Here is a 16938-nt window from a genome sequence, read left to right on the forward strand (position 1 = left end):
AAATGAAATGAGATGATTATGTGCCTTTTATGAATCGCTTTACTACAACAGTAACTGGTGCCGTCACGTTCACTGGGAACACATTAGGACTAAGTCCGACATCACCTGCGCCAGGCAATAACTTTGGTACGATTGATGTATTCACAACGGTGAATACATCACTACAAGTACCTGGATTCCCAGCAGGAACGACGAATGATTGGCCACTAAATTCTTCAAGTGCAATTTTGAACCTGCCAGCAGGAAGTAGTGTCTTATACGCAGAACTTGTGTGGGCTGGCACATACCGGACTGATACGGAGGATGTTACTGCGTTTTTAAATGATGATATCACCTTTATAACACCAGTGGGAACATTTTCTGTTACACCAGATCCCGCTACTGCGCAGCAAGGTTCAGTAGGGAAGCAGTTTTATTATAGTCGTTCTGCTAATGTAACGAACCTTGTGAGTGCAGCTGGGGCTGGCACATATACAACAGGTGCCGTGCCAGCTGCAAGAACTTCAGCTGATTCAACAATTAGTCGTTCTGCTGGCTGGACTCTTGAAGTGGTTTATCAAAATGCGAGTTTACCACTAAGGAATTTATCAGTGTATGCAGGACAAGAAATTATTGAGGCCTCATCACCACCAGTTGATGCTATTATTTCAGGTTTTGCAACGCCGTCTACGGGAACTGTTACAGGAAGAGTACTCGTAACTGCCCAAGAAGGTGATTCTAACATCGTTGGAGATCAACTTCGCTTTGGACCGAATGCAACTGCTACAGTTGCTTTATTCGGACCGAGAAATCCTGCAAATAATTTTTTTCAATCACAAATTTGTAATGACAGTGGGAATTTAGATACGAGCGGCACGTTTGGAAATTTGAATCAGCCGTTAGGAATCGCTTTAGCAGTTCGAAGACAAGGGTGGGACGTTACGAATGTAGATGCCTCTTCATCATTAGTAAACAATCAAACGTCCGCGACTGTTCGTTTCGTTACAAATGGAGATGGATACGCTGCAGCTGGTTTTGGTGTTCAAATTGATGCAACAGGTCCAATTATAAACCCTGTTAAATCAGTCGATAAAACAGTTGCAGGGGTAGGAGATATTCTCACATATACGATCACCGTTCCGAATACAGGAACAGGAAGTGCAGAAAATGTGGTATTACAAGACAGTATTCCAAATGGAACAACATTTATAGCTGGTAGTGTAACAGTAGGTGGAGTAACACAGCCGAGTGCGAATCCAGTTAGTGGAATTAATTTAGGTACAATCCCTAACAATGCTCAAAGAATTGTTACATTTCAAGTGAGGGTCACAACATTCCCAAGTCCGAATCCCATTCCAAATCGTGCAATGGTATCTTACCAATTCCGTCCTCTTGTAGGAAGTTCACTTGTTACAAGCACATCTACTTCAAATACAGTACAGACGACGGTAAATCGAGCGAATTTAAGTTTGCAAAAATCTGTAGATTTACAGACCGCAACCATTAATGATGTATTAACGTACACAGTTAATGTGACTAATAATGGAAATGTTACTGCAAATAATATTGTTTTTGTTGATAGTATCCCTGCTGGAACAACATTTGTTCCGAATAGTGTTACGGTGAATGGAGTAGCACGTCCAGGAGCGAATCCAGCAAGTAGTATTAATCTTGGAAGTGTTAATGCTTCGCAAACGACTGTAGTGCGTTTTCAAGTTCGAGTAACATCTAATCCGCTTGTCAATCCAATTCCGAACCGCGCGAGTGTAACGTTTAACTTTACTCCAGTGCCTGGTCAAACACCAATTTCAGGTCAAGCGACAAGTAATACTGTATTTACTACTATTAATATAGCTGATATAAGAACGAGAAAAACAGTGGATAAAGCTTTTGCGACGGTTTCCGATATTCTTACGTACACCATTACAATTGAGAATATCGGAAATGTACTTGCGACAAATGTTATTTTTCAAGATCCGATCCCAATCGGAACGGCTTTTATCGCAAATAGTGTGACTGTGGATGGAGTTTCACAACCTGGGGCAAATCCATCGACTGGGTTTACAGTAGCGAATATATCTCCCGGCGGAAGTAGGACAGTGACTTTTCAAGTACGAGTGACATCTACGCCATCGGGAGGTACGATTGCGAATCGTGGAAATGTATCTGCTAATTTCGTCGTTATTCCGAATCAGCCACCAGTAACGATTAGTAGACAAACGAATACAGTGGTGACACAAATTAATACAGGCGGTTTAAATGTAATAAAAGAAGTGAATACAATGCAAGCGGCAGTAGGGGATACTTTAACATATACGATTGCGGTCCAAAATACAGGAAACGTTCCGTTAACAAATGTATTTTTCCAAGACGCTATTTCTTCCGCTGTTTCTTTCGTTGCAAATTCTGTAACAATTAATGGATTACCGCAAAGTGGATCGAATCCAAACACAGGATTTTCTCTTCCGAATATTCCTGCGGCTCAAACAGTTGTAGTCACATTTGATGTATTAATTGTACAGGATCCAGAAAATGAAGATATTTTAAATCAGGCAAATGTAACAGCAAGTTTTCAAGTGAATCCGAGTGAACCTCCAGTAACAATCAATGTTCTGAGTAATGTTGTGAATACAACAGTACAATCAGGGAACTTTGAAGTTGTGAAATCGGTGAATACGGATGTTGCAACTGTAGGGGATGTTTTAGTATATACAATTGAAATAATAAATGCAGGTAGTGTACCAGCTACAAATGTGTTTTTCAAAGATTCAATTCCACAAGGGACATTATTTATTGAAAACAGTGTATTTGTTAATGGTGTTTTACAAGAAGGGGCAGATCCAGAACTTGGATTCCCATTAAATAATTTGCCTACTGGCGCGAATGTAATTGTTACATTTGAAGTGTTAATTGATGAAATTCCCCAAGGAAATAATGTTGTAAATAATGCGAATGTCACTGGAGATTTCCTTGTAAATCCAACAGAGCCACCGATTACTGTAACAGTACCAAGTAATACTGTTATGACAGTCGTGAATTCTTCAGGGTTAAATGTAATGAAAAGTGTAAGCGCTACTGAAGCAGGAGTAGGAGATACGTTAACGTATACAGTTCGTATACAAAATAGTGGGACAGTAGCAGCAACAAATGTATCATTCCTTGATCCGATTCCATCTGGAACAACGTTTGTAGCGAATAGTGTAACAATAAACGGGGTTTCTCAACCGGGTTTAAACCCAACAACTGGATTTCCACTTGCTAATATTCCAGTAGGAGGGATGGTAACAGTTACCTTTCAAGTGACAATCACGAGTGTACCACCAAATAGAGTTCTTCCGAATAATGCGAATGTAACTGGGGATTTCCAAGTAAGTCCTCTCCAGCCCCCAATTACAATTGTAACGATTAGTAATATTGTTGTGACGCGAGTGAATGTAGGATCACTTAATGTAATGAAGAGTGTAAATACACCACAAGCAGGAGTAGGAGATACGTTAACGTATACGATTCTTATTCAAAATACAGGAACTGTTCCTGCAACGAATATTATTTTCCAAGATCCAATTCCGTCTGGTACTGCGTTTGTAGCAAATAGTGTGACGATAAATGGAGTTGTACAGCAAGGCGCGGATCCTATGGCAGGTTTCCCGGTACCAAATATTCCGGTCGGGCAAACGGCTACGATTACGTTTCAAGTTACAGTGACGAGTGTTCCGAGCGGTGGAAATGTTAGAAACCAATCGAACGTTACTGCCAGTTTTCTTATAAATCCAGCAAACCCTCCAATAACGACTGTTACAAATAGTAATTTTGTAGTGACGCAAGTAAACACAGCACAGTTAAATATACAAAAATCTGCATCTGTACAACAAGCAGCACTAGGAGAAACTTACACGTATTCTGTTGTCATTCGAAATAACGGCACAGTAACAGCAACGAATGTCTCTTTTATTGATCCAATTTCTCCAGAAACAACATTTGTTGCAAATAGTGTAACGATAAATGGAGCACCACAACCTGGGTTTGATCCAAATGTTGGTTTCCCGCTTCCTAATATTGCAGCTGGAACATCATTGACAGTAACATTTCAAGTTACGGTAGTTGCACCGTCTACACGTGGAGCAGTATTAAATACAGCATCTGCTACAGCCACTTTCTTATTAAATCCTTTACAACCACCTGTAACAACAACGAACTCAAGCAATACAACGGTAGTTACAATACCGTTACCTCCTCCTGGTGAAGTAACAGCAACAAAAACAGTTGACGTTGCAACTGGAGCGGTAGGGGATGTATTAACGTATACCGTGCTCATTTCAAACGTAGGAATTATACCAGTTACAGATGTGTTCTTCCAAGATGTCATACCAGAAGGAACGACATTTGTAGAAGATAGTGTAACGATAGGTGGGGTGCAGCAACTTGGGTTAAATCCAGAAATAGGATTTACAGTTACGCCATTATTAATTAATGGTGGAAGTATTGAGGTAACGTTCCAAGTGACGATTACAGAAATTCCAGATAATGAAGTCATATTAAATGATGCAGACGTTACATTTACTTCACAACCAAATCCGCAGGAACCACCGATTACGGAAACGATATTAACAAATTTAGTCGTTACGACAATTAATATAGCGTTTATTTTTCCATTGAAACTAGTAGATAAAGAAGTAGCGACTGTAGGAGAAATATTAACGTATGATGTATTGATTTTTAATTTCGGAACAGTGCCAGCGACGAATGTTCAATTTATCGATACGACTTCCGCGGGTGTAGCATTTGTGCCAGGAAGTGTAAGCATAAACGGGGTACCAGCACCAGGATTAGATCCTTTCATTGGTTTTACAGTTCCAGATATACCTGTAGATGATTTTGTACTTGTCACATATCAGGAAGTGGTTACAAGCATACCAGAAGGTGGAACGATTGTTAACTTTGTAGACGTTACAGCTACATTTGCTGTAAGTGAAACAGAACCACCGATTACGGAGACGACGACAAGTAACACGACATTAACAGAAATAAATGAACCTGGTTTGAATGTATTAAAATCAGTAAGTCAGCCAATTGTTGCAGTAGGCGATACAATCACATATACAACAGTAGTTCAAAATACAGGGACAGTGACAGCAACGAATGTTCAATATAGTGATGTACTACCTTCCTCTATAGCATTCGTGCCGAACAGTGTAACGATAGACGGTGTGTTACAACCTGGATTCAATCCGAATAATGGATTCCCGCTTCCAGATATAAATCCAGGGGGAAGTGTAGAAGTCACATTCCAAGTAACCGTTGTTAGTGTTCCATCAAACGGAACAATTGCTAATACGGCAAATGTTACGGGAAGTTTTATATTAGTGCCAGGAGAACCACCAGTGATAGTAAACCAACCGAGCAATACAACACTTACAACTGTAAATAGAGGACGATTTACTGTTATTAAACAAGTAAACCGGGCTGCTACCCTTGTTGGAGATGTATTAACGTATACAGTGCAAATAACGAATACAGGAACAGTAATAGCTAATGATGTTCAGTTTATTGATACGATTTCAGCTGGAGCATCATTTGTACCGAATAGTGTAACGATAAATGGAACTCCGCAACCAAACTTAAATCCGATTACTGGCTTTGGAGTAGGAGATATACCAGTTGGTGAAACAGTTATAGTGACGTTTCAAGCGACAGTTACAAACATACCGTCATCAGGAACAATTACGAACGTTGCAAATATAACAGGAAGCTTTACTTTAGTGCCAGGAGAGCCACCGGTTGTAATAATAGAGCCGAGTAATACGACGATAACAAGGATAAATAGAGGAAGATTCAGCGTTATAAAATCTGTAAATAAAGAAGCGACACGTGTAGGAGATACGTTAACGTATAGTGTGCAAGTTACAAATACGGGAACGGTAACAGCGACGAATGTTCAGTTTATCGATATTCCATCACCTAGTTTAGAATTCGTTCCTGGAAGTGTACAAATAAATGGAATTCCGCAAGTAGGTTTAGATCCATTTGTAGGCTTTTCATTACCTGATCTTGCAGTAGGGGATAGCGTATTAATTACATTTGAAGTAAATGTAATTGCAATTCCGCCTTCAAGTAGCATTATGAATACAGCGAGAATAACGGGTGATTTTGAATTGATTCCGGGGGAACCTCCGTTTACAATTACGAATTCAAGTAATACGACAGTCACACCAGTAAATAGAGGCAGTTTAGATATGCTGAAAGAAGTAGATCATTCAATTGTTGGAGTAGGGGAAACGGTAACGTATACTGTTCGTATATTAAATACTGGTACTGCTGACGCGATGAATGTTCAATTTATCGATGTGCTATCTCCGGAAGCTGTTTTTGTACCAAATAGTGTAACTGTAAATGGAGTAGCTCGTCCGGGAGTAAATCCACAGGTTGGATTTACGATTTTAGACATTCCAGTCGGTGAGACGGCGATTGTAACATATGAAGCTACAATTATAAGTTTTCCGGATGGTGGTACAGCAGTGAACGTTGCTGGCGCGTTAGCAGAGTATATTTTAGTACCAGGAGAGCCGCCAGTTACAGTGATGGATACGAGCAATACAGTTATAGTGACGGTAAATACTGCAATCTTATTTGTTGCAAAAGGAGCAAACTTTGAAGTAGCAATGGTAGGGGATGTTATCACTTACGGAATTGCCGTTATAAATGATAGTACAGTTCCTGTGACGAATATTGTTTTAACAGATATCATTGATCCGAATACGTTCTTTATAAACGGAACGGTAACCGTAAATGATGTACCTCTTCCGTTTGCCAATCCGAATACCGGTATTCCGTTAGGTGATTTTCAGCCAAATGATGCAGCGATTATTAACTTCCAAGTTGTAATAACAGGAGGGCAAATAAATAATTTAGTTACAAATACTGCTATAGCAAATGGGCTCGCAACTGTAAATCCGGATGAGCGGCCTGTAGTAGTTGAAGGCGATAGTAATACAGTTGTTATCCCATTTATTCCTCAAAATGTCTCAACGACAGTCGTAAAAACGGCAGATCTTCAAACAGCAACAATTGGAGATGTCATTACGTTTACGACAGTCATTACAAATACGGGTGATACTGTCATGCAAAATATTCGTTTTCAAGACACGTTAGATAGTAGTGTTCGATTTATCCCTGGAAGCGTAATAGTCGATAGTGTTCCATTACCAAATGTAAGTCCAGTATCAGGGTTTCTTATAGGAAATTTAAATCCGGGTGAAGCGCGGACAGTTTCGTTTCAAGTAGCAGTTCAGAGCGCACCAAGTGGTTCAGGAAATTATATTAACCAAGCGAGTATTCGCTTTGAACATCAAGTAGGTACAGTATTGCCACCTGTTACACAAATAATAGAAAGTAACATAGTAGTCATCCCATTTGTTCCAACGATAGAACAAATTTGCGAAACGAACTTTAATTGCTTAGATAAAATTCCATTTCAATGTTCTCCGTGTAATCAGTTACACGGACATAAAAAATAAAAACAAAAAGAGCATCCTGAAAGAATAGGATGCTCTTTTTGTGTGTATCGGTCATGTAGATTCATTTTCGGGAGAGGTAAAAAACTCGTTGATTTTGTTGGAGAGTAGAAATGGAATAGCTCCTTTTATAACAGAAATATCCCAATCCCACCATGCGAGATTCTCTAGTTTGTCAATCGTTTCTTGCGGGAAACGATATCGAATAAATTTTGCAGGATTACCAGCTACAATTGCATATGGAGGTACGTCTTTTGTAACAACACTCTTTGCCCCGATAATGGCTCCGTTACCAATTGTAACACCAGATAGAATGCAGGATTGATAACCAATCCATACATCATTGCCGACTACGATATCACCTTTTGAAGAAGGGTGACCAGTAATATGTGCTCCTTCATCAAAAAGTGCATTAAATGGGTAAGTCGTTATCCAGTCTGCGCGATGTTCACCGCCAAGTATGAAAACGACTTCTTCTCCTAATGAACAAAACTTACCTATTTTTAAATTTGTTTCATCGTTCCAAGAAAAAATGGTTGGCCCTACTTTACTATAAGTATAATCACCAATATCATATTTATTATATTCAGGTTTTTGATTTAAATATAACATAACGAATTTAGCATCCTCTCTAAAGCAAGTAATGGATATGGAACATTATATGCAACTTGGAATAAGGCGAACTGTGTTGTATGACTTAGTAAGATGTAAGTATGTTAGTAGGGAAAATGAATAAAGGGGAGTGGAATGAATGAGATACGAAATGGGGTTATATAATAAACCTTTTCAGTCAATTCAATCAGAAAAAAAGGTATATGAAGTACGCTTATACGATACGAAGCGTCAACTTATAAAACAAGGCGATGAAATTGTATTTACGAACCTTACGACAGCAGAAACGATGGCTGTAAAAGTAACGGAAGTAAAGCGATACAAAAGCTTTAAAGAAATGTACGAGCAAATTGATAAAAAATTTTTGGATTGTGAAAATGATAGTTTAGAGGAGATGCTAGAAAGTACATACAAAATATATACGAAAGAACAAGAAAAAAAGTGGGGAACAGTTGCCATTGGTATTGAGGTAATAAAATGATAAGAAATCGCGGCGGGGCTATCATTGTGCAGGAAGGGAAAATTGCTCTAATAAAACGTATTCGAGAAGGTGAAACATATTATGTTTTTCCAGGCGGAGGAATTGAAGAAGGAGAAACACCTGAAGAAGCAACGAAGCGAGAAATTTATGAAGAATTAGGGGTACATATAAAAGTAGAGCATCTAATTGCAAAGGTGGAGTTTAAATGTACGGAGTATTATTTTAATGCCCATATTATAGATGGAGTTTTCGGAAGTGGTAAAGCTGAAGAATTTGAACTGAAAGATAGAGGGAGTTATATTCCGTTGTGGTTGCCGATACACGAGTTGGAAAAAGTGAATATAAAACCGTATGAAGTGGTAGGAAGTATATTCAATCATTATAAAATATAAGGTCTGACAACATACAAAAAAAACCATTGACATAGTCTTCTGATTTAAGTATTGTATTCGAGTATGTTTATAATCAGGAGGTTTATATGAGCAATCAAACTACTACACATCATGTGAAAATGACAACAGCAGATCCATCTGGAATTGGTCTATTTGGATTAGCGATGGTAACACTTGTAGCATCATCTCAAAAGTTAGGCTTAACAGATGGCGTTTCACTTGTATTACCGTGGGCAATCTTTTTAGGAGGGTTTGCACAAATCTTTGCTTGCATTCACGATGCAAAGCATAACAATACGTTCGGTACAACAGCATTCGGTGCGTACGGCCTATTTTGGCTAGGTGTTGGAATGACTTGGTTAATTCAACTTGGAGTATTTGGCGAAAAATTAGCACAAGCTGCAGATTCAAAACAGCTTGGTATAGCCTTTATCGGATATTTGATTTTCACAATCTTTATGACAATTGGTGCAATGGAAACACATAAAGTATTATTTATGATTTTCGTCCTTATTGATTTCTTATTTATTGGTCTTTCATTAAGTACTTTAGGTGTTATGCCGCACGCAATGCATAATTTAGCAGCATATTCTGAACTTCTTATTTCATTATTATCTTTCTATGGTTCAGCAGCAGCAGTGTTAAATACACACTTCGGAAAAGTTGTTTTACCAGTTGGAAAACCGTTTGGTATTTTTAAAAAGTAATAAAAAAGCACAGATGATTGTATAGTCATCTGTGCTTTTTTGTATGGAATAAATAAAAATGAAAAATACAATTGAAATTGATTCTCATTATTAATATAATGAGAATGAGAATCATTTATTGTAAGAGGGGGATGCCGAAGTGGCGAAAATTTTAATAGCTTATGCAAGTATGTCAGGAAATACAGAGAGTATTGCTGATTTAATTAAAGTTAGTTTAGATGCCTTTGATCATGAAGTAGTATTGCAAGAAATGGAAGGCATGGATGCTGAAGAATTATTAGCCTATGATGGAATCATTTTAGGATCTTATACGTGGGGCGATGGTGAACTACCATTTGAAGCGGAAGATTTCCATGAGGACCTAGAAAATATAGATTTATCAGGAAAAAAAGTAGCAGTATTCGGATCAGGTGATACGGCGTATGAATTATTTTGTGAAGCGGTAACGATATTTGAAGAAAGGCTTGTAGAACGCGGTGCAGAGCTTGTACAAGAAGGATTGAAAATCGAACTAGCTCCAGAAGATGAAGAGGATGTTGAAAAATGCAGTAATTTTGCAATTGCATTTGCTGAGAAGTTCTAAGAATGGGAGTGTCAACGTGGAGACAATGTTAAGTGCGACCGCTATTACAAAGTTAAGAGATGGAAAGCTTATGTTAGCTACTACATATAATGGATTATTTATTGAACAAGATGGAGAATGGAAACAAATTTTAAATGGTTTTCAAAAACGAATCAGGGATTTACATAGCGAAGATAATGTAGTGTATGGTGTAGGTGACGAAGGGATTTTTATTCGTAGTATGAATGGTGGAGAGAACTGGACGGTTCAGCGTTTTCCAACAAAAGCAACGAGTTGGAATGTATGTAGTAATGTACAAGGAACTGTCATTGCTCATGGAGATAAAACGTTGTATCATTCTAATGATTTTGGTTCGACATGGGAAACCATTCATCCATTTCTTGAGTATGGTGGCGGGGCACCATCTATTCGATCGTTATTTTTATATAAACATTACTTATTTATCGGTACGAAAATACATGCTAAATATGGTGGTGTTTGGCTCTTTAATTTGGAGACACGTAAATTAAAGAGGATTAAAATCGTGATGAATCAGATGATTTCAGCGTTGACTTTACACAATTCTTATTTAGTAGCAGCCAGTGGATCGTGCAAGGGGATTAGTGGGAATATTTCTTTTTGTAAAATAGATGAAAGTATTGAGAGTGAAAAAACATATTGGCACACATGTCAAAGCGAGCAGAAAGCAAGTAGCTATTTAGACTTAAGTGTAGATCAACATGTGCTATATACAACGTCAACGCAAAATAAGGCGGGGATTAGTACTGTTTGTCGTGTACTTCTAGAAGAAGGAATTGTTACAGTATGTGACTCAGTTAAAGGGCATGGCTGGCGTATCGTTAACCAAAAAGAAGGCTATGTAGTAGCTGGATCAGGTGAATTAAAAGCGATGCAGTGGAAGAAAAAAGTTGTTTAGCAAAAAAAACTTTGCTTTTATTATATTGATATGATATATTATATTTAAACCATTTTACTTTTAATAATATAGAGATTTAAATGAGCTGTAACTTCCGAGGAGGATAGCAATGTTAAATCTCCTTAGGGGTTGCAGTTTTTTTATGTCTGAAGTATTATTGTAAAGTGGTTGAAAATGAATATGTACATATAGGTACATTGTAGGAGGATTTTTTACATGCAAAACGGTAAAGTAAAATGGTTTAACTCAGAAAAAGGTTTCGGTTTCATCGAAGTTGAAGGCGGAGAAGACGTATTCGTTCATTTCTCAGCTATCCAAGGCGACGGCTTCAAAACTTTAGAAGAAGGTCAAGAAGTTACTTTCGAAGTAGAACAAGGTAACCGTGGACCTCAAGCTACAAACGTTAACAAGAAGTAATTACGGAAAAAAGAAGGGCTTGCCCTTCTTTTTTTTTGCATTTTTATTGAATAACCTTCTATGTACATATCATAATGAGATTGAATTTTCGTTTTTAGACGAAGTATTACATGCATAAAGTACATGAATAAATAAATACTGAAAATAGAGTATGTGTGTGAAAAGGAATGTAGAAAGAGGTAAATAAATTGGAAAACGTTACACATTTTATTGTGTTTGATATAGAGAGAAATTTCAGGCCGTATAAATCAGACGATCCGTCAGAGATAGTTGATATCGGGGCTGTAAAAATAGAAGCAAGTACAATGAAAGTAATCGGAGAATTTTCGGAGTTAGTAAAACCAGGTGCACGTCTTACTCGTCATACGACAAAATTAACGGGAATTACAAAGAAAGATTTAATTGGTGTGGAGAAATTCCCGCAAATTATAGAGAAATTTATTCAGTTTATCGGAGAAGACTCTCTATTTGTTTCATGGGGAAGAGAAGATTATCGTTTTCTATCGCATGATTGTACGTTACATGGTGTAGAATGCCCATGTATGGAAAAAGAGAGAAAATTTGATTTACAGAAATTTGTTTTCCAAGCGTATGAAGAACTGTTTGAGAATACACCAAGTTTACAATTTGCAGTAGAACAGCTCGGCTTAACATGGGAAGGGAAGCAACACCGAGCTTTAGCAGATGCTGAAAATACAGCCAAGATACTTCTTAAAGTATATAGCGAGAGAGATATTCATAAACGGTACAAAAGACACGGTGAGCTTGAACTTGTAGAGAACGGAAAACTAACAGAAAAAGCGAAAAAAAAGATGCGAAAATGGGTATTTAAAGAAATGAGAAAAAATACAGAGCGTCCTTTCGTTTGGAGTACATTTGAAAGTAGTGACACGTGGGAAAATATAACGGAAAGATACTATATAAGTGAATCTACAATAGAACTATTGAAAAAGCATTTTCGTACGGCGGTGAGAAAGGCGGAAAGGCAGATTAGGTATTTGGCTGAGATGGAGAAAGTAGTAGAAGAGAGTTAGTAATAAAATTTATTTTATTCATATGTACAACTAGACTTCAGGATTAAATCGCTGAAGTTTAGTTGGAAAATTCACGGCTTGCCCCGTATTAGTAATGGAATATTTTATTGTTTTTGGTATGAATATACATATTATTGGTGTTTTGAGAGAGATAAATTGAATTTGCAGTTTGAAATAAATGGAAATGTTATTGTTTACATTGTTCAAATTAACGAGTTAATATTCATCTTCTGAAAATGGAATATTTAATTTGTTTTCTACAGTACGTAAACGTTGATTTAAACGGTTCAGCCGGCGGGTGTGTCGCTCAACTGTATTTTCTAATTGACGAACTCTTTCATTTAAGCTATAAACCTGAAAGTTTAACTTTTTTATTTGTTGTTCAAGTTCGTATATTCTTCTTTCGGATGAATTGTAACACCCCATATATATCTTCCATTCTATTAAATTAAATTTAATCTGTAGTAGTATATGTATAAATGAAAGGAAAAGTAACCGGATCTAGAGTAATTGGAAAAGCTTAATATATCCTTTAAGTCGTAGTGTATTAAAGATTAAAATCGAAGAGCAAGGTAAGAGTTTTATCCCGCATTAACGGGCAGTAAGACCCCCCTTAAAATTCAGTGAAAGTATAGAATTTTAAGGGGGATCAACTGCCCGTAAAAGCTCGATTGGTTCAACTAATAATCAGTGGGGGTAAACAACCCCCCCCCACTGATTAAAGTTTCACTTTATACAAGGGAGGTGTGATAATGATAGACTTAGATATCAAAGATGTCACCTTACAGATGGAATTAAACGGTGTCTTTTGGAATGAGGATGGAATTGCTGAAATGATGGTTACTACAAAAGAAGAGCATTCTTTTATTCTTCGTCTAGTAGTTGACTTAGAAAGTAAAACGATTCGTGCGATGAATACCGAAATAGTGAATGGGTTCTGCCCTCTGTGTAAACAGAAAAGGAATGAATGTAGTGAACTTAATGACGCGCAAAATATAATGGGAATTTTAGAAGAAGCCTACGATTGGGTGAGAGAGCATCCGGAATATCGTTTTCAATTATCTTTTTACGAGTACAATAAATTTGAGGTAGTGAAGTGAAATTTTTCATTCTAATAAAACACCTAGTGGCTTAAAGGAAAACTATTAAGAGCTTATAGAAGGACTTGGTCTACTAGTAAAAAGTTTTTAATACTGGGTATACAAGAAAATATTGTAGAGAACATCTCAAATAAGCATATTTTGTTATAAAGCAGAAAAACCGATTCTTAGTGGAATCGGTTTTTAATATAAATGAAAACTATGTTCCAAATAAAAGAGCGCTTATTAAAAGCGCCCTGTAAAAACAGATTTATGGAAAGATTTATTCAATCCCGTTCGGATCATAAGAATACTGCTGCTTATTCTCAATCCGCTCAATCACATCTTGCAACTCATCCGGCTTCAGGAACTCAATAGGAGAGAAGCCTTTCTCAAACGTAAGTGTATCAGCCTCAATCATTAATACGTATCGATCATTTACCTTTGCGATATGTATTTGATCTCCGAAATCAGCAAGCAAGGCCTTCACAGAGATATGATCTGCTTTTAGCTTTAATTCCACTTCAGGGGCATGCTCGACGATTTGAGCAGTAGCTTCCATTACTTCTTCTGTTGAAAATTGTTCCATAATTTCACGTTTCGGACTGGCAGCCCATACTTCCATTGCTTGGTCGAATTGTTCGCGTTCTTCCGTACCTTCTTCAAATACATCTTCAATTTGGTCGTATACCATGTCCATTACTTGTGTTTTCATAATTTCAGGCATAGAGCGTTCATATTCGACGAATTTTAAGAAGTCTTCAAAGTAGCGGGCGTGTGATGCTTGATGGATTTTTAGCTCGCCGACTTCGACCATACCTTCTTCAGGCATGTACGGATATTGGATAGATTTCATGTTTTTTGTTGTGATAGCCATTTCAACGTTACGAATCAGTGTGGATTCATCGGAAATAGAAGCGACTTTCGGCTCGAAGTCACATTTCATAACGAAGACGAATGGATCATCAAAGTATTTGCGTAGTTTTGCTTGTGCAATTAAAAATACACCACCGCGTACAGCACTTGTGTCAAGATATGTATAAACGAGAGGTTCGCTCATATCTTTGAAGTTTTCTTTTGTTTCCGCAAAGCGAATGCGATTAAATAGGTTGTAATGAGGGTTTGAATCAAGTTCGTGCCCTTCTTCTACAATGAAGCGACCGATTTTTGTCGGAGCTTGTTCTGTTTTCGCATGACGTTCTACTTTTCGCTTTGAAATTTTTAATAATTCTCCATTCAAAAATTCTTTTAAGGAGCTATCTTCATACTCTTCAGCGTCTAATGTTTGAAAATGTTTGTAGCGCTTATCAACAGCTTCACCTTTTCCTTCTACTTGTACAACATAAAAGGAAAGATAATTTATTTCAAAATCCATATTTATCACCTTGTTTCATTTCATTAACTCTTATCAGTATAGAGATGGAAAAAACTTTCGTCAATTTATATAAGGAAGGGGAAGCCCCCTTCCTTCATATATTTTTTATTTTCGAAATTAAAATCCGTCTTCTAATGCTGAAAATGGAATGTTTAGTCTGTTTTCTATTGTGCGTAAACGTTGGTTTAAGCGGTTTAATCTACGTGTATGACGCTCAACCGTGTTTTCTAATTGACGTACTCTTTGCTCAAGCTCATTTACTCGTCTTTCTAATTGACGGTTTCCAGTACCAGGAAAAGAGATTGGAAGTTGGAATTGTCGATTTTGATCATATGGATTAACTTGTTCTACTGGATCCATATATTGTTGATATTGTGCTTGTAAATCATATTGAGGCTGATAAGCATTTTGGTTATATGGATCGTATGGATTGTAGGGGTACATAAAAACATCCTCCATTTCTTTAAATTAGGTTAATTCACCATAATGTATGTGCAAAAGCGGAGCGGCGGCACGGCAAATACCTATTTATGTTCAAGGGATGTTTCTTTATAAATAAGAATATGGAGTTTTTACATTTGTATTTCTTTTGTTTTATGGTATATACTGGATAAAAGAATGGGGTTACACAAAGGTTACAATTTTATCAAACTCAAACTTTTATGTAAATATGTATAGACATTTACAAAAGAAAAGAGTAATTTATATAGAGTAAAAAATAACTTGTAACATTTTATAAATATATTGTAAAATGATTGTAACAAAACATACATAAAAATGAAATAATACATAAAAGTAATACTGGGGAAAAGGGGAGAGTATATTGTTCCGTAAAGTAAAGGGTATATTAGTTGGGGTGTTATGTGTAGCTGTAGTGAGTGGTTGTGGTACAAAAGTAAGTGATGTTGCATTAGTAAGTGATATTGGTGGCCACACGGTAGAAGCTAAAGCAGAAGTACAAGATTCTATTAGTTTAGTGGATGGTCGTACAGGTACTGAAGTGAAAAAACTAGATTTATCGAGTTTAGGTTATTTTGAAGACGAAGCAAAATTTAAAAAATCGGTAACGAAGGTTGCTAGCGAGGTTGGGAAAAGTGTTGACAAAAAGATGGTTCCTTCACGTGTAGCACCTGATGGAAGTTGGCAAGAAGGAAAACCTTCTTATGAATTAATGGAAAAAGAATTAGTAGATAAATTATTAAACGTTGGTATGTGGGATTCTTCATATCAGTTACCTATTGCTGAGAAAAAGCCTACCGCAACATTAAGTGATGCGCAAGGAAGTGGTACGGTAATTGGTAGATATGAAACGAATTTAGGTGGCTCAACAGGTGGACGTATTGAGAATATTCGTTTGTCAGCAGCGAGCATAAATGGAGTTGTATTAGCAAAAGGAGACCGTTTCTCTTTCAATGCATTAATTGGTGATACAACTCCAGATAAAGGATATCAACTAGGAAAAGAAATTGTAGATGGTAAATTAGTAGATGGATATGGCGGTGGTGTTTGTCAAACATCATCAACATTATACAATGCAGCAGATCAAGCTGGTTTGAAAATGGTAGAGAGAACGACACATTCTAAAACGGTAGGTTATGTTCCACAAGGAAGAGATGCTACAATTGCATATCCATACTTAGACTTAGTGTTTGAAAACACGAATGATGCACCTGTGAAACTTTATATGGGCATTCAGGGCGGAAAGTTAGTTGCTGAAGTACATAAAATGAGATAAGAATAATAGTAGACTGTTTCGTAAAGTCACCTTTTCTGAAAGTTAGAAGAGGGGGCTTTTTTATTATGTAAATAAAAAAAGATTATAAATTCTGACTTTTCTTATTTACATAGGGTG

Annotated in this window: 13 protein-coding genes and 1 pseudogene; 10 read left to right on the top strand and 4 right to left on the bottom strand. The window is 37.1% G+C overall.

From position 1 onward, the window contains the following. Nucleotides 1–20 precede the first annotated feature (20 nt). Nucleotides 21–7493, top strand: coding sequence for a DUF7507 domain-containing protein (locus tag ACXY7N_RS10450; protein ID WP_116363491.1), 7473 nt, complete (start codon nucleotides 21–23; stop codon nucleotides 7491–7493). 51 nt (nucleotides 7494–7544) lie between these two features. On the opposite strand, the gene ACXY7N_RS10455 is transcribed toward ACXY7N_RS10450, so the two are convergent. Further along, a complete protein-coding gene (locus ACXY7N_RS10455) occupies nucleotides 7545–8102 on the bottom strand; it encodes a CatB-related O-acetyltransferase (protein WP_116363490.1) in 558 nt (185 codons plus the stop codon). 139 nt (nucleotides 8103–8241) lie between these two features. Here ACXY7N_RS10455 and ACXY7N_RS10460 point away from each other — a divergent pair, with 139 nt between their 5' ends. From ACXY7N_RS10460 to ACXY7N_RS10490, 7 genes are all read left to right on the top strand, one after another. Continuing rightward, entirely contained in the window at nucleotides 8242–8583 is a 342-nt protein-coding gene (locus ACXY7N_RS10460; protein WP_016086880.1) for an ASCH domain-containing protein, read from the top strand. Then, nucleotides 8580–8975: an NUDIX hydrolase gene (locus ACXY7N_RS10465; protein WP_016086881.1), complete on the top strand. Its 396-nt coding sequence runs from the start codon at nucleotides 8580–8582 to the stop codon at nucleotides 8973–8975. Before ACXY7N_RS10460 ends, ACXY7N_RS10465 begins: the two co-directional genes overlap by 4 nt. A gap of 86 nt (nucleotides 8976–9061) precedes the next feature. Further along, the gene (locus tag ACXY7N_RS10470) at nucleotides 9062–9682 is read left to right on the top strand and encodes an acetate uptake transporter (protein WP_016086882.1); all 621 of its coding nucleotides are present in this window, start codon (nucleotides 9062–9064) and stop codon (nucleotides 9680–9682) included. Between the two features lie 139 nt (nucleotides 9683–9821). After that, nucleotides 9822–10265 (top strand): flavodoxin, encoded by a 444-nt coding sequence (locus ACXY7N_RS10475; RefSeq protein ID WP_001062763.1) that lies wholly within the window; start codon nucleotides 9822–9824, stop codon nucleotides 10263–10265. A 16-nt stretch (nucleotides 10266–10281) separates the two neighbouring features. Further along, nucleotides 10282–11181, top strand: coding sequence for a WD40/YVTN/BNR-like repeat-containing protein (locus tag ACXY7N_RS10480; RefSeq protein ID WP_098486161.1), 900 nt, complete (start codon nucleotides 10282–10284; stop codon nucleotides 11179–11181). A 216-nt stretch (nucleotides 11182–11397) separates the two neighbouring features. Further along, the gene (cspB, locus tag ACXY7N_RS10485; protein ID WP_001179148.1) at nucleotides 11398–11598 is read left to right on the top strand and encodes a cold shock-like protein CspB; all 201 of its coding nucleotides are present in this window, start codon (nucleotides 11398–11400) and stop codon (nucleotides 11596–11598) included. A gap of 188 nt (nucleotides 11599–11786) precedes the next feature. Next, a complete protein-coding gene (locus tag ACXY7N_RS10490; RefSeq protein ID WP_098985882.1) occupies nucleotides 11787–12632 on the top strand; it encodes an exonuclease in 846 nt (281 codons plus the stop codon). Nucleotides 12633–12848: 216 nt separating this feature from the next. Here ACXY7N_RS10490 and ACXY7N_RS10495 read toward each other — a convergent pair. Next, nucleotides 12849–12971: pseudogene (locus ACXY7N_RS10495) on the bottom strand (hypothetical protein); the annotation flags it as partial. A gap of 413 nt (nucleotides 12972–13384) precedes the next feature. Here ACXY7N_RS10495 and ACXY7N_RS10500 point away from each other — a divergent pair. After that, entirely contained in the window at nucleotides 13385–13732 is a 348-nt protein-coding gene (locus ACXY7N_RS10500; RefSeq protein ID WP_098486158.1) for a hypothetical protein, read from the top strand. A 262-nt stretch (nucleotides 13733–13994) separates the two neighbouring features. Here the strand turns inward: ACXY7N_RS10500 and ACXY7N_RS10505 are convergent, their stop codons facing one another. Further along, nucleotides 13995–15086 carry a DUF3900 domain-containing protein gene (locus ACXY7N_RS10505; protein WP_000345047.1) on the bottom strand — a complete coding sequence of 364 codons (1092 nt, stop codon included), beginning with the start codon at nucleotides 15084–15086 and terminating at the stop codon, nucleotides 13995–13997. 117 nt (nucleotides 15087–15203) lie between these two features. Next, nucleotides 15204–15545 (bottom strand): hypothetical protein, encoded by a 342-nt coding sequence (locus ACXY7N_RS10510; protein ID WP_116329409.1) that lies wholly within the window; start codon nucleotides 15543–15545, stop codon nucleotides 15204–15206. A gap of 364 nt (nucleotides 15546–15909) precedes the next feature. Between ACXY7N_RS10510 and ACXY7N_RS10515 the strand changes: the two genes are divergently transcribed. Continuing rightward, on the top strand, nucleotides 15910–16821 hold the full coding sequence (locus ACXY7N_RS10515) for a VanW family protein (protein ID WP_016086888.1): 912 nt from the start codon (nucleotides 15910–15912) through the stop codon (nucleotides 16819–16821). The last annotated feature ends 117 nt before the right edge of the window (nucleotides 16822–16938 follow it).

The sequence above is a fragment of the Bacillus sp. 5w2 genome (assembly GCF_054353775.1).

Coding starts and splice junctions, on each gene's coding strand:
- ACXY7N_RS10460 (WP_016086880.1), top strand. CDS start 8,242: ATGAGATACGAAATGGGGTTATATAATAAACCTTTTCAGTCAATTCAA.
- ACXY7N_RS10465 (WP_016086881.1), top strand. CDS start 8,580: ATGATAAGAAATCGCGGCGGGGCTATCATTGTGCAGGAAGGGAAAATT.
- ACXY7N_RS10500 (WP_098486158.1), top strand. CDS start 13,385: ATGATAGACTTAGATATCAAAGATGTCACCTTACAGATGGAATTAAAC.
- ACXY7N_RS10510 (WP_116329409.1), bottom strand. CDS start 15,545: ATGGAGGATGTTTTTATGTACCCCTACAATCCATACGATCCATATAAC.
- ACXY7N_RS10455 (WP_116363490.1), bottom strand. CDS start 8,102: ATGTTATATTTAAATCAAAAACCTGAATATAATAAATATGATATTGGT.
- cspB (WP_001179148.1), top strand. CDS start 11,398: ATGCAAAACGGTAAAGTAAAATGGTTTAACTCAGAAAAAGGTTTCGGT.
- ACXY7N_RS10505 (WP_000345047.1), bottom strand. CDS start 15,086: ATGGATTTTGAAATAAATTATCTTTCCTTTTATGTTGTACAAGTAGAA.
- ACXY7N_RS10470 (WP_016086882.1), top strand. CDS start 9,062: ATGAGCAATCAAACTACTACACATCATGTGAAAATGACAACAGCAGAT.